Origin of the sequence: Sphingobium sp. TKS (assembly GCF_001563265.1) — a bacterium.
Taxonomy (GTDB): Bacteria; Pseudomonadota; Alphaproteobacteria; order Sphingomonadales; family Sphingomonadaceae; genus Sphingobium.
In genome coordinates this window covers 2,231,661-2,244,394 of record NZ_CP005083.1, presented here as the reverse complement: position 1 = coordinate 2,244,394, position 12,734 = coordinate 2,231,661, and the positions used below count along the sequence as shown (strand labels likewise).

General features: G+C 62.6%; 13 protein-coding genes and 1 pseudogene. 8 read left to right on the top strand and 6 right to left on the bottom strand.

Features of this window, described 5'->3' with window-relative positions; all coding sequences use genetic code 11:
- The first annotated feature begins 323 nt into the window (after positions 1 to 323).
- From K426_RS11205 to K426_RS11195, 3 genes are all read left to right on the top strand, one after another.
- Positions 324 to 983 (top strand): NAD(P)H-dependent oxidoreductase, encoded by a 660-nt coding sequence (locus K426_RS11205; RefSeq protein ID WP_066556937.1) that lies wholly within the window; start codon positions 324 to 326, stop codon positions 981 to 983.
- 59 nt (positions 984 to 1,042) lie between these two features.
- Positions 1,043 to 1,714, top strand: coding sequence for an NAD(P)H-dependent oxidoreductase (locus K426_RS11200; protein ID WP_158511740.1), 672 nt, complete (start codon positions 1,043 to 1,045; stop codon positions 1,712 to 1,714).
- A gap of 104 nt (positions 1,715 to 1,818) precedes the next feature.
- A complete protein-coding gene (locus K426_RS11195) occupies positions 1,819 to 4,209 on the top strand; it encodes a phosphoketolase family protein (protein WP_066556931.1) in 2,391 nt (796 codons plus the stop codon).
- 261 nt (positions 4,210 to 4,470) lie between these two features.
- Here K426_RS11195 and dnaG read toward each other — a convergent pair whose 3' ends face one another.
- Entirely contained in the window at positions 4,471 to 6,105 is a 1,635-nt protein-coding gene (gene dnaG, locus K426_RS11190) for a DNA primase (protein WP_066556930.1), read from the bottom strand.
- A gap of 580 nt (positions 6,106 to 6,685) precedes the next feature.
- Between dnaG and K426_RS11185 the strand changes: the two genes are divergently transcribed.
- Positions 6,686 to 7,462 carry a MucR family transcriptional regulator gene (locus K426_RS11185; protein ID WP_082748894.1) on the top strand — a complete coding sequence of 259 codons (777 nt, stop codon included), beginning with the start codon at positions 6,686 to 6,688 and terminating at the stop codon, positions 7,460 to 7,462.
- A 40-nt stretch (positions 7,463 to 7,502) separates the two neighbouring features.
- Here K426_RS11185 and K426_RS11180 read toward each other — a convergent pair whose 3' ends face one another.
- A complete protein-coding gene (locus tag K426_RS11180) occupies positions 7,503 to 7,757 on the bottom strand; it encodes a hypothetical protein (protein WP_066556928.1) in 255 nt (84 codons plus the stop codon).
- A 164-nt stretch (positions 7,758 to 7,921) separates the two neighbouring features.
- On the opposite strand from K426_RS11180, the gene K426_RS11175 reads away from it, so the two are divergent.
- Together K426_RS11175 and K426_RS11170 are read left to right on the top strand one after the other, a co-directional pair.
- Positions 7,922 to 8,284: a hypothetical protein gene (locus K426_RS11175; protein ID WP_066556927.1), complete on the top strand. Its 363-nt coding sequence runs from the start codon at positions 7,922 to 7,924 to the stop codon at positions 8,282 to 8,284.
- 106 nt (positions 8,285 to 8,390) lie between these two features.
- On the top strand, positions 8,391 to 8,630 hold the full coding sequence (locus K426_RS11170) for a hypothetical protein (protein ID WP_066556923.1): 240 nt from the start codon (positions 8,391 to 8,393) through the stop codon (positions 8,628 to 8,630).
- Between the two features lie 381 nt (positions 8,631 to 9,011).
- Here K426_RS11170 and K426_RS11165 read toward each other — a convergent pair whose 3' ends face one another.
- The 4 genes from K426_RS11165 to K426_RS11150 all read right to left on the bottom strand — a co-directional run bounded on the left by K426_RS11165 (position 9,012) and on the right by K426_RS11150 (position 11,794).
- Entirely contained in the window at positions 9,012 to 10,052 is a 1,041-nt protein-coding gene (locus K426_RS11165) for a sensor histidine kinase (RefSeq protein ID WP_066561683.1), read from the bottom strand.
- A 192-nt stretch (positions 10,053 to 10,244) separates the two neighbouring features.
- Entirely contained in the window at positions 10,245 to 10,634 is a 390-nt protein-coding gene (locus K426_RS11160; protein WP_158511739.1) for a PRC-barrel domain-containing protein, read from the bottom strand.
- 69 nt (positions 10,635 to 10,703) lie between these two features.
- Positions 10,704 to 11,150, bottom strand: a complete 447-nt coding sequence (locus K426_RS11155; protein ID WP_066556918.1) for a ferritin-like domain-containing protein — start codon at positions 11,148 to 11,150, stop codon at positions 10,704 to 10,706.
- Between the two features lie 59 nt (positions 11,151 to 11,209).
- Positions 11,210 to 11,794 carry a DUF4142 domain-containing protein gene (locus K426_RS11150; protein WP_066556915.1) on the bottom strand — a complete coding sequence of 195 codons (585 nt, stop codon included), beginning with the start codon at positions 11,792 to 11,794 and terminating at the stop codon, positions 11,210 to 11,212.
- A gap of 319 nt (positions 11,795 to 12,113) precedes the next feature.
- Between K426_RS11150 and K426_RS11145 the strand changes: the two genes are divergently transcribed.
- Positions 12,114 to 12,371, top strand: a complete 258-nt coding sequence (locus tag K426_RS11145; protein ID WP_066556913.1) for a GlsB/YeaQ/YmgE family stress response membrane protein — start codon at positions 12,114 to 12,116, stop codon at positions 12,369 to 12,371.
- Between the two features lie 78 nt (positions 12,372 to 12,449).
- A pseudogene (locus tag K426_RS11140) lies at positions 12,450 to 12,707 on the top strand (IS110 family transposase); the annotation flags it as partial.
- Positions 12,708 to 12,734: the final 27 nt, after the last annotated feature.

The following is a 12,734-nucleotide window of genomic DNA, read 5'->3' as shown; positions in this document are numbered from 1 at the left end:
CGAGTGAGATTTACTCCAGGGTGTATCAATGATTGCACCACCCCCCTCTTTCGCAGATGCCCGATGTCCCGTTTGGCGCGGAGGGTGGCGCGTATCGATTGACGCGACCTCGAGCTCTTCCTCGAGTCGGACAAGCCGGAAGTTTCAGGGCCTGTGCTAGCTTCGAACGTTGAGCGGCGAGTCCATCAGACTTTGGTGCATGGCGCTGGTACGCATCGCCGCGGTGCTGCGCGTCGCCATCTCCGTAGAATCCCCAAGCGTGTTATGAGGAGCGAGGCGCTAGCAGGACGAAGCCGCGCTTGGTGAGGGAAAAGGAGATTCTAATGTCCAGGCAGCCCGCCTTCTATAAGCCGCGCCATGTCGTCATCCTCGCTCATCCGATTGCGGGCAGCTTCAACGGCCTTGTGGCTGATGCCTATTGCGAGGCCGTGCGCGCCTGCGGGCAGGAAGCCATCGTGCGCGATCTTTACGCCATGGGCTTCGATCCCGTCCTCAAGGATCACGAGCGTCCCGGCAGACCGGGATTCAGCCTCTCCCATGACGTCGAGGCCGAGCACGATGCGATCAGGGGCAGCGATGTCTTCGTTCTCGTCTATCCGATCTGGTTCGGCATGCCGCCCGCGATGATGAAGGGTTACATCGATCGGGTGCTCGGAGCGGGGGTGACGCCGCAGGACGTCCAGCATCGCGCCGCTCTGACCCTGATGAAAGGCCGTCGGCTCGTCAGCATCACGTCGTCGGGGGCGAGCAAGCGCTGGCTCAACCAGCAGGACCAGATGGAATCCCTGCGCAACGTGCTTGGCCGCTATCTGCTGCATGCCTTCGCGATGACGGACTACCAGGATCTTCATTTCGGCGAGACGGTCGAGGGCCTGGAGCAGGACTATGTCGACCAGAATATCGGGGTCGTCGACGAGCGCGCCCGCAGCATCTGCGCGGCCGTCGCAGCCGAACGCGCGGCTCTTGGCGAAACTGCGACGTGATGATCCTGGCCGCTGACCCGGCGAGAAGTCGGGTTGCCGAACCGGGAAAGGAGAAACCGATGTCTGATCAATCCACCGCCCACCCGCGTCACGTGGTGGTCCTTGCGCATCCCGATCCGAACAGCTTCAACGCCAGCGTCGTTCGGACCTATTGCGAAACCGTCCGCTCCTGCGGACAGGAGGCGATCGTTCGCGATCTCTACGCGATCGGCTTCGATCCGGCGCTGAAAGCGGATGAGCGACCCCATGCGCAAGCGATCGCGCTTTCACCGGATGTGCAGGCCGAACTCGCCGCGATCGCCGAAGCCGACATCTACACACTGGTCTATCCGATCTGGTTTGCGATGCCGCCGGCGATGTTGACGGGCTATATCGACCGGGTGCTGGGCGCGGGGATCACTGTGAATGAGATTCAGGATCGCGCCGGGGAAAGCGTGCTTAGCGGACGGCACATGCTGAGCATTACCAGCTCGGGAACGCGCGAGGTCTGGCTCGACGAGCAGGGCCAAGTCGAATCGCTGCGCAACTTGATCGGTAAGTATCTCCTCCATGCCTTCGGCATGAAATCGTGCGAGCATCTCCACCTCGGCGGTGTCGTTGAAGGTCTCGACAAAGGGTTTGTCGATCAGTCTCTCTATGAAGTTCATGAGCGCGCCAGAAAGGTGTGCGCCATGCTCGCGGCGGAACGGCACGCCGCATCGGCATCGTTATCCGTCTCGGATCGTAGCTGACCGCCGAGACGTTCCGCGGTTGCACGCGTTGGCTATCCGATAAGGATGTCGCGGTCGCGAGCGCCCACGCGCGCCGCTTTGAAACGATTTTAACGGGAGCCCCGATGACCCACGACACAGATGTCCGCCATGGCTCGTTCGATCCGGCCGCCCCGCTCGATGCCGACGAGTTGAAACGGATGGACGCTTGGTGGCGGGCCGCCAACTATCTCAATGTGGGGCAGATCTATCTGTCGGCCAATCCTCTGCTTCGGGAGGCCCTGAAGATCGAGCATATCAAACCGCGGCTGCTCGGCCATTGGGGTACGTCGCCAGGACTCAACCTGGTCTACGTCCACATGAACCGGCTGATCCGCAAATATGATCTCGACACCATCTACATGGCCGGTCCCGGCCACGGTGGCCCGGCGCTGATCGCCAATGTCTGGCTGGAGGGCAGCTATAGCGATTTCTATCCCGAGATTACACGCGACGGGGCGGGCATGCTGCGCCTGTTCCGCCAGTTCTCGACCCCGGGCGGCGTCCCGAGCCACGTCAGCGTGCCGACCCCCGGCTCGATCCACGAGGGCGGCGAACTTGGCTATGTGCTGCTTCATGCCTTCGGGGCGGTGATGGACAATCCCGACCTGCTGGTGACGGCGGTGGTCGGCGATGGCGAGGCCGAGACCGGGCCGCTCGCCGGAAGCTGGAAAAGCATCGACTTTCTCAACCCGACGCGTGACGGCGCGGTGCTGCCGATCCTCCATCTCAACGGCTACAAGATTTCGGGCCCGACCGTCTGGGCCCGACACAGCGATGCCGACCTGGCCAAATTCTTCGAAGGTCAGGGCTATGCGCCGGTCTTCGTCGAGGGCGACGACCCGATGGTCGTCCATCAGCAGTTCGCGGCCGTGCTGGAGGCCGCGGTCCTCGGGATCAGGGATATCCAGAAGGAAGCGCGTGCGAACGGCCTCGGAGATCGCCCGGTCTGGCCGCTGATCGTGCTGCGCACGCCAAAAGGTTGGACCGGCCCGAAGATCGTCGACGGCGTGCAGATCGAGGGTACGTTCCGCGCCCACCAGGTGCCGGTCTCGGAGGTCAGGACCAACCCCGAGCATCTGCGCATCCTGGAAGACTGGCTGCGCAGCTATCACCCGGAAGAGCTGTTCGATGCTGACGGACGGCTCCAGCCCGAGATCGCCGCGCTGGCGCCGGAGGGCGACCGTCGAATGGGGTCCAACCCGCAGGCCAATGGCGGCTTGCTGACGAAGCCGCTCAAGCTTCCTGTTTATACGGTATACCAGGTCCGGTTCGAGCGGCGCGCTGCGGAGCGGATCGGCTCCACCGCCGTTCTCGGCCAATATCTGCGCGACCTCTATCGCGACAATCCCGACAATTTCCGCCTTTTCTGTCCGGACGAGACAAATTCGAACCGGCTGGGTGCGGTGTTCGACGCCTCGGATCGCTGTCTCGTGAGCGAGATCGAACCGGGCGACGACCATATCTCGCACGGCGGCCGAGTGATGGAGGTGCTGAGCGAGCATTGCTGCCACGGCTGGCTCGAAGGTTACACGCTCACCGGCCGCCACGGCCTGTTCGCGACCTACGAAGCCTTCGCCATGATCATCGATTCGATGGCGATGCAGCATTCCAAATGGATCGAGCATGCCCGCCGGGTGCCTTGGCGCGCCGACATACCCTCGCTCAACTATCTGCTGACGTCGACCTGCTGGCGCAACGACCATAACGGCTTCAGCCACCAGGGGCCGGGCTTCATCGATACGATCATTCATCGCAAGCCGGTTGTCGCCCGTGTCTACCTGCCGCCGGACGCCAATTGCCTGCTCTCGGTCGCCGACCACTGTCTCCGGAGCCGCAATTATCTGAACCTGATCGTCATCGACAAGCAGCCGCAACTGCAATGGCTGACGATGGCGGAGGCCGAGGCGCATTGCGCGAGCGGTGCGGGTGTGTGGGACATGTACAGCAATCAGCCCGAGGCGCCGGACATCGTGCTCGCCTGCGCCGGCGACGTGCCTACGCAAGAGACGATCGCCGCTGCCTGGATGCTGAGACGGCATGCCCCCGACCTCAAGGTTCGCGTGGTCAACATCGTCGATCTCATGCGGCTGGCCCCCGCTGATCGGCATCCGCACGGCATGAGCGATGCCGACTTCGTGGAGATTTTCACAGCCAACGTGCCGGTGGTGTTCGCTTTTCACGGCTATCCGGGCGTCGTCCACGATTTGCTGCATGGCCGGTCGGCGCATGAGCGGTTCCACGTGCGTGGTTACATGGAGGAAGGAACGACGACCACCCCGTTCGACATGGTGGTCCTCAACGAGATGAGCCGCCTGCATCTCTGCCTTGACGCGCTGCGCTACGTATCGGGTGCGCTGACCGCGAACAGCGACCTGATCGAACGCTGCAACGCTCTGCTCGCGGAGCATGAGGCCTACATCCGCGAGCATTTCGACGATCTGCCGGAGATCAGGGACTGGACCTGGTCGGACTGACGACGGCGAGCGCGATACTCGGCATCGGGGACCTTTGGATTTCGGCCAGGAATGCCAGCGCGCATTGAGTAGGATCGATCGCAGCCTGGCCTTATGGTCCGCGATTGTCTCGGGCATTGGGATGGTCCGCGGCGAGGCACCGGGGGCGACGTCTGCTGCCGCGACCGGCGCTTCATAGCTCGGCGAATGTTCGTCCCCCACGAGGCGATTGCCGGGAGGGGTAACGTCCACCACCGGCAAACCGGATCGACGGGCGGGGATTCAGCTGAAGCGCGAGAATTCTCGCTCGAGGGCGTTAATCGCGGCTGCGAGGTCGGCTCGTCCTCGCTCCGAGGGTGGTTTGCGGAGGAAGGAGAAAGGCAGGCTCGCCGCGTGCATCAACGCGACGACGGCATCGCCGAGCCCCGCCCGTGTGATGCCGCCCGCAAGGTCATGGCCGGCCTGGCCTTTTTCGGTGAGGATATCCCGAATACGTCGAAGGGAATCATCGCCCAGCGGGAGTGCCTTGATGGCGGCAAGGTGGTCGGGCACGAGTTCTGGATAGCGGACGAGACCCGCGAGGATGCAGCGATTGAGGATATCCCCGGAGTGGGAGGCGCCGACCGAATGAGTTGCCTGGCTTTCCGTAGGGGGACCAAGCGGTGGGAATTGTCGATTGAAGCGCGCCGTGAATTCGATGCGGTATTGATCGGCGACAGTTGCGTTGCGGATGCTCGCGACATGGTCGGACAGGCGCTGCTGGAGCCCGGCGCGGCCCTCGGGCGTCGCCGTCTGGGCGTTGTTGAACTCATGGTGCCAGAGCAGATCGGCGAGCGGAGCCTGCGCTTTGATGAGGAGCTCGACTGCGGCGCGCCCGCCGCTGCGGACGATCTCGTCGGGATCCTGACCCTCTGGCAGCGGTGCGAATGCGAGCGAACGGCCGGGTACGAGCCCCGGCAGCGCGCGGAGCGCCGCGCGCACGGCGGCCCCCTGGCCGGCAGCGTCCCCGTCGAAGCAGAGCAAAGGAACGTCCGCGATGGTCCAGAGCCGTTCGATATGCGCTTCGCTGAGCGCAGTACCCAAGGGCGCGACGGTCTCCTCGATGCCAGCCTGGGCGAGCGCGATGACATCCATATAGCCCTCAACGACGAGCAGCCGTCCCGATCGCCTGGTTCCCACGACGGCCCGGTCGACGTTGAAAAGCGTGCTTCCCTTGTCGAACAGAGCCGTTTCGGGCGAGTTCATATATTTTGGGCGCTCGTCGTCGAGGACGCGCCCGCCAAAGGCGATGACGCGGCCGCGGATATCGCGGATCGGGAAGATCAGCCGGTCGCGGAAACGATCATAGGGCGCGCGATTGGCGAGCGCGATGACGAGCCCGGCGTCGACAAGCAAGCCAGGCTTGCGATGCTGAAATGCCTCGAGAAGAGCCTGACCCGTTGCGGGCGCGTAGCCGAGGGTGAATGCCTCGCGCGTGTCCGGCGTAATGCCGCGGGCGTCGAGATACGCGCGGGCAGCATGCCCTTGCGGCCCCGCCAGCTGCGCGACGAACCAGCGGCTCGCCTCGGCCAGGACGTCGAACAGCCTTTGGCGATAGGCCGAACGTTCAGCGGCCCGGGGATCGGCGGCGGGAAGCTCGAGCTTGGCGGCGGCCGCCAGCTCCCTGACGGCGTCGACAAATCCCAAGCCGTTCGCTTCAATCAGGAACTGAATGGCATCGCCATGCGCGCCGCACGAAAAGCAATGGAAGAAGCCCTTTTCGTCGCTGACGGTGAAACTCGGATCCCGCTCACTATGGAAGGGGCAGCATGCCTTGAACTCCTTGCCCGCCCTGATCAGCTTGACGGAGCGGCCAATGACGTCGGAGATTTTGGTCCTGGCTCGAACCTCATCGAGAAAGGCGGGCGGGAAGCGCATCGGAGTGTCGTGTGGTGGCCTTAGCTCGGGAGGTGGATACGACTGCCCAGAAATATTTGAGGATAGTGGCAGACGATTCCAAGAGGCCGGATTGCTCTATCGTTCGAACGGACAGGTTCCGTTGTCGCCCCGGCCGCGTCGGACCCCCAGAGATGCGGCATGTCTCGCGCGCGATTGGACCGGCGGCATTCCGCGCCGGATGGAGAGAAACGTCACGGCGCTCGTTGGAGGCAATCATTCTCTACCGGCCGCGCTCGCATGAATTGATGCAAGGATCTCCTCGTCGCCGATGCGACCACCGGCAGTGGGCATTGGTGCGATGACGCGGATTTCTATCGCTCGGCCCCTCGGCAGCATGAGACCACGCAATAGTGAATTTGAGTCCGCGCGCTATCTTGCCCACGGCGCGACAGGCCGCGCGGATCGGCGACCAGGATTGCGCTGCTTGCGACCTTGTCGCCTGATTTTTTCACCTCTTCCCTTTGACTTCGCCGGTGGCTGACGGCAGGAGTCCCCTTTGCCTGTTCGAAAGCCGTCGCCTTTATCGGCGTTCGCGTTCCCACCATGCATGGAGCTGATCATGGCCGAGGCAGAGAAGCCCGATCTCACTAATCTGACCGTGGAGCTCCTGAGCGCCTATGTGTCGAACAACACCGTGCCGAGTTCTGAGCTCGCCGAGCTGATTCGGACGACGCGAGCCGCGCTGGGAGGGGAAGCCGTTCCCGCGCCGCCGTCCGAGCCGGAGTACGCCCCAGCCGTTTCGGTGCGCAAAAGCCTGGCATCGCCCGACCATATTGTGAGCTTGATCGACGGCAAACCTTATAGGAGCCTCAAGCGGCATCTTTCGTCGCACGGGCTGACGCCGAACGAGTACAAGGTCCGCTTCGGGCTTGCCAAGGATTATCCGATGGTCGCGCCGGGCTATTCGCAACAGCGGCGTGAGGTTGCGCAGCGTCTCGGCCTCGGACGCAAAAAGGCAGCGGCGCCTACGGAGTCGGCGGCGCCCAGAGAGGCGGAGGCGCCCGTGGAAGCGGAGGCGCCGGCCGGCCCTGTGTCGGCTCCGAGAGCGCGCGCAGAACAGCCGAGCCGAATACGAAAAGCAAAGACCGCGCCCGCGGCCGTGGCAGCCGTTCCGCCGACGGGCGAAGCCGCGGCCGACACCTCCGCAAGCGCGACGAAAGCACGAAAGACGCGGCCCGGAAAACTTGCGACGGTGAAGGCCAAACTTGGCCGGGAAGGCGAGACGCCGGCGGGCAAGAAGGCAGGAACGCGGCGGAGTCGCGGCGCGGCCGCTGAGACGCCGGTGAATGCCGGCGATACCGACGCAGCGGCAGCCTCGCCGCAGCCTGCAGAATAGGGGTTCTGGCCTTCGGCGGAGCGGCCGAGGGTCGGGTCGCTCACGGGCGGTCATCGAGTCTTTGCCTACCGCGCCGATCAACCTGCGTGCAGAGGCGGTAGGCGGCGCGACGACCCTGGGGTGAAGCCGTGGCGGTGAATAGCGCGGCAAACTCTCCATCGTCATCGGGAAGGTCAACGACGTCGCGGCTTCTGGTCAGCTTCTTGATTTCGATCGCGGCCGCACTGCCAAGCGTCGCAAGGGCGATGTTGAAGGCACCGGCGAAGCATTTGTCGGACATGGGTTTCTCGTCCATGTAGGGATCTCCGGATCGCGATCGTTCAGTGTGATCAGCCTGCCCGGCTCTCCTCTTCCATCTGATCGACACCGGCCGTCCCGGAGGGCTGTGCGTGGATTTTGCTCCTATTCTACGTCTTATTCTCGATTGCGAGGAGCCGATGTGCGAGATAGCCACAAGGCATGAGCGAGAATCGACGAATCCTGTCCCTGTGCTTGCAAGATGACGAGCCGGCCGAAAATGATCCGGATGAAAATGTATTTGCGCATGCGATCGCAAATCACCTTTGCGTGCGCGTGACCCACAATCGCGGCCTGATGATCCTTGCTCCGCATGTCGTGTTCACGCGCGGGGGCGAGCGGTTCGTGGACGCTGTCGTGATCGAAAGAAATGGTGAAAGGCCGGCCGAACCTAAGCTGGACATGTTGAAGTTCTCGAGTCTGAAGGGTCCGGTTATTACTTCGGAGCCGTTCTTTCCTTTTCAGGACTATGATGCCGGCGACGATCGCTATGCCGAGAAGATCATCGCCCGGATCGACAGCTGATTCCGGCGCCTGGAGCGCAAACCGGAAGCGAGGTGCGTCGCCGCATTCGACGTGCCGGGGCCAGTCACCGGCTACGGTAAGAGCGATCAATCTGCTGGGGGTGGACTTGGGTCTTATTGACGAATTGCTGGAAAACGGCGGACACTTCATCGCCGAGCGCGGCGAAAGGCGGGCGACATTCCGGCCAGTCAGCGACCGTGGCGGCGATGTCGCGTCGTTCCAGACCATTGTTCGGCGGCTGCGGGATCATGAGGGCGAGGGCTATACGATCATACAAGACCATATGTCATCTCATCATGGGCTTGATTTTGTCGACCTGGTAATTCTCTCGGTCGGAGCGGGTTAGGCTCGGAAGCTGCCCGATGGCGCCAGACCCATTGCCTTGTCGGATCTGCGTTTCCCTTGAAGGCACCCAGTTCCGGCTGCCGCCAACTATTCGTTTGATATTCGGTTGGCGAAAATTGCGTCGATAGCAAGCCTTTCGATAGGTCGAATGTTCACAGTCCGCCTTTTTCGGTCAGCCCAAGATGCATGTGGGGATGACCTCATCCGCAAACAGCCGGTGATCGTCTTAGCCGCGGGCGCCGAGTTATGGCATGCTCCGGCCTAACAGAGCCTGCGCTGTGCCGCTGGCGCGGATGTCCAGCCCGGCGACATTGGAGCGAACGGCGGCTCTCTCAGCCTGTCGAGCCCTCAAGGCCCATCGGGCCGCGGGGAGGATGGGCCGTCATAAAGGTTCGCGGGCCGGAATCCCGGAGGCAGTATGGGCGATCGAGATTGTCGTGCCCGGATATCCGGCCTCGGTCTGAACGGTCGCATCAAGCTGATTTGCCAGAGCCTCGACAATGCTCGTACCGAGACCTGGTTTGGCACTCGCCATTGTCTCGGGTGTTCCGACGCCATCGTCGCTGACCGATAGCTTCCACTCGGCCTCGTGCGAGTGATAGTCGACGAGGATCTTGCCGCTGTGGTCGCCTGGAAAGGCACGCTTGAGCGCGTTGATTACCAGCTCGGTGACGATGAGGCCGAGGCTCACCGAGATGTCCGCGCTTACGCTGCTGCCATCTGCGGTCACCGCAATGGACACCTGATCATGGTTGCGGATCATGGATGCGCCGAGGCTTTGGCAAAGCTGGGTGAAGTAGCCATGCAACTCGACCTCACCCAGCCTCGATGCAGCGAGCTGCTGCTGAACGGTGGCGATCGACATGACCCGGTGGTGCGCGTCATGGAGATGGCTGCGGGTTTCCTCGGACTGCACGCGCCGTGCGCTCTGCATGAGCACGCTGGCGATGATCTGCAGGCTGTTGGCGACGCGATGCTGCAGCTCCTGGAGGAGGATCGCCTTCTCGCGCAGCAGATCGTCCTTGAGCTTCTCGCTGATCCGCGCCTCGGTGACGTCGGAAATGGTGAGCAGCAGCCGTATCTGTTCGGCATCGCCATAGTCGAGATTCTGGGCATTGAGGACGAGCCGTCGCGGCGCTGCATCGCCTTTGAGGTCCATCTCATAGGCCTCGATCCTGGCAATCCCGGAGAGCGTTGCGTTGAGCAGGGATCTAAGCTGCGGCACATCCCACTCGCCCGCACCAAGCTTGAACAGCGGCTTTCCAGCCACATTCTTGGGATCAAGAGAGAAGGTGCGATAGAAGGATGCGCTGCCGGCGATCACCCCCAGATCCCCGTCGAGCAGCAGCGCCGGCGCGGCCGTCGAAGCCAGGATCGCGAGCGCCAGATTATGCCCGACATCGGGATGGGTGGTTCGGTTCACGATCTTCACCCCTTCCGGGGAAAACCGGAAAGCTCGCGGGGTGAAAGCTGTGTCCGGGTAACAGCGATTGAGTCGCCCCTCGGACCGGGAGCATGGAATCGCAGCGTTATCCTAGCATGGATCGTGCGCAAACCAGCGTCTATTCGACACCGGATCAATCTTCCCTCCTGGACCGTGCCGGGAAGCGAGCAATCAGGCGGCGCCATCGGGCGGCAGCCGATAATAGTCGGTGACGCGCCGACCGTAGCTCTCATCGAAGACCGGAGCCGAATCCGGCCGGAAACTGGGGGCGCCCTCGAGCAGTCGCTTGTCGATCGCCACTGCATAGCTGTCCTGTTTCTCTTCATAGCGGAACGTCGCCCAGGGAATGGGATGATAGCTCTGACCCAGGCCCAGGAAACCGCCCGAAGACAGGATCACGTAGGCGACCTGGCCGGTCCGCTTGTCGAGAACGAGCTTGTCGATGGTGCCAAGCTTGTCGCCGTCACGGCCATGGACAGCCATGCCTCGGACATCCTCGGCGCAAATCAGCATGGTCGTGCCGATGGCAGTTTCGATGGGAATTTCTGCATTGGTGGCCACGGCCATTCTCCATTCCAAGGAATATCCGGGCGGCAGGCACGCGCCCGCCGCCCGGTCATCGTGCAAGCGTCAAACCAGGCTGTGCTTCAGCGCGCTGGCCTGGTCGTGACCTGCCTTGACCGAAGCGGAGGCTTCCCGGATCACCGCGAGCGTGGCCGGTTGCAGGTCCGGATCCCTCAGAGCCTCTCCGAACTTTGCCTTGATGTGATCCTCGCCGCGTTCGACCTCCTCCACGACCGCCTTGTCGTTCTTGCCGGTGAGCGCCTGCTTGAGGTTCATGAAACTGCGATGTGCGGCGCCCAGAAGGCTGGAGCGCTCCTCCGGCTTGTCGCCCAGCGCTCGAACTCTGGCCTGCAAAGAAGCGACGACCTGTGCCCGATCACGCGCGAAGTCCGCGAAGATCGTGGCGAACCGCGTGCTTTTAGCATCTTCGGCTGCGTCTTCGAAGCCCTTGATGCTGTCGAGCGTCGTGGTGATAAGACCATTGAGGACGGAAACGTCGTGCGTATCGCTCATATTCGAATCCTTTGATCGTCGAGAAGCCGGCCGGACAGCGCTCTGCCCGGCCTTGACCCTCAGTTCGCCGAAAGCGCCGAAGGCAGGAGCGCGTTGCCCTGCTGAAGCTGCTGCTCGATAATCGGAACGCCATTTCCGGCGACCTGTTTCAGCGACTGGTCGGCGCCATCCTCGGCATAGCCCTTGTACGTGGCCCAGCTGGCCTGCTGCACCTGTGCAGATTGGGTGAGGTACAGATTGTCGAACGAGCCGCGAGGTGTCTTGCGGAGCAGCTTGAGCATCGAGGCGCGTTCGGCAGACAGGTTGGATGTCGGCCTGGTGATCTTGCGCTGATCGTTGCTGAGCGAGGCGACGAGCGTCTGCTGGGCAGTTTCTGAATCCGAGATGATGCGGCGGGCATAATCCTTGACGTCGCTGCGCTGCGAACGGGTCAAGCTGAGACGACCGGCCGCGATCTGGTACTGGTTGCCGTCGGACGCTGCCGCGGAAAATCCCGCGCCATCGAGGCCGTGTATGGGCGCAACGCCGGCGTTCGCGTTCGAATAGCTGCCGGTCGTGGCCGGGGAGGTGGACTGGGCCGCTGCAATCGTCGCAGCGCCGAGGGTAGCCGTTCCCAAGAGAAGGGCAAAAACAGTAAGTTTCATGTCGTGTTCCTTCGTGGCGCGGCAACCGACAGGTTTTGCCTGCAAGAATGGACGCACCGGTTCGTTGGCTGGAAGACGCGCCTTCGGAATTGAAAGGTATCGCTTGGAGCTGCCTGATAACGATCAGCCGATAGAATCGTTACAGGCTGGTTCGCTTTTATTTCTAGTTTCGGCCATCGTCCTGAAGATAGCCGACAAATTCTTGTCCGGAGGAGCCGAAAGGAGCGTCAGGAACGCTATCAGCGACTGGGGGTTATGGACTTTCCGGGTACGATGCGTCGATGTGGCCAAATCGTCTTCTGGATGACAGGAGAATGGCGTGGGAATTATCATGTGGCTCATCGTCGGCGGCGTCATCGGGTGGCTTGCCAGCCTCATCATGCGGACCGACGGCCAGCAGGGCATCATCCTGAACATTGTGGTAGGCATTGTCGGCGCTTTCATCGGCGGCCTGATCCTGGCCCGAGGCGAGATCAACAATGCGCCGCTGACGATCACGACATTCCTCGTCTCGCTGGCGGGCGCGGTCATATTGCTTGCCATCGTCAATCTGGTGCGCCGCGGTTCGCTGCGCTGACGTGATGGGGTGGACGGCCCCTGCACCAGCGTAGCTGTGCAATGATGTGGTCGTTGAGCCACGTCTAGGAGTTGATCCATGCAGCAGGATGTTGTGACCGTCGGTGTCGATCTGGCGAAGAACGTGTTTCAGGTTCATGCAATCGGGGCCGACGGAAAGGTGTTGGTGCGCCGACAGCTTCGGCGCGGCGAAGTGGTGAAGTTCTTCTCATCGTTGCCGCCGTGCCTGGTTGGGATGGAGGCGTGCGCATCGGCGCACCATTGGGGTCGAGAGCTACTGGCGCTGGGCCATGATGTCCGGTTGATGCCGCCCGCCTATGTGAAGCCATACGTCAAGTAATGGATAGGTGAGCATTACTTCACT

Bases quoted from the DNA above. Each gene is read 5' to 3' on its own strand.
- K426_RS11205 (WP_066556937.1), top strand. From the start codon at position 324: ATGTCCAGGCAGCCCGCCTTCTATAAGCCGCGCCATGTCGTCATCCTC.
- K426_RS11200 (WP_158511740.1), top strand. From the start codon at position 1,043: ATGTCTGATCAATCCACCGCCCACCCGCGTCACGTGGTGGTCCTTGCG.
- K426_RS11195 (WP_066556931.1), top strand. From the start codon at position 1,819: ATGACCCACGACACAGATGTCCGCCATGGCTCGTTCGATCCGGCCGCC.
- dnaG (WP_066556930.1), bottom strand. From the start codon at position 6,105: ATGCGCTTCCCGCCCGCCTTTCTCGATGAGGTTCGAGCCAGGACCAAA.
- K426_RS11185 (WP_082748894.1), top strand. From the start codon at position 6,686: ATGGCCGAGGCAGAGAAGCCCGATCTCACTAATCTGACCGTGGAGCTC.
- K426_RS11180 (WP_066556928.1), bottom strand. From the start codon at position 7,757: ATGGACGAGAAACCCATGTCCGACAAATGCTTCGCCGGTGCCTTCAAC.
- K426_RS11175 (WP_066556927.1), top strand. From the start codon at position 7,922: ATGAGCGAGAATCGACGAATCCTGTCCCTGTGCTTGCAAGATGACGAG.
- K426_RS11155 (WP_066556918.1), bottom strand. From the start codon at position 11,150: ATGAGCGATACGCACGACGTTTCCGTCCTCAATGGTCTTATCACCACG.
- K426_RS11150 (WP_066556915.1), bottom strand. From the start codon at position 11,794: ATGAAACTTACTGTTTTTGCCCTTCTCTTGGGAACGGCTACCCTCGGC.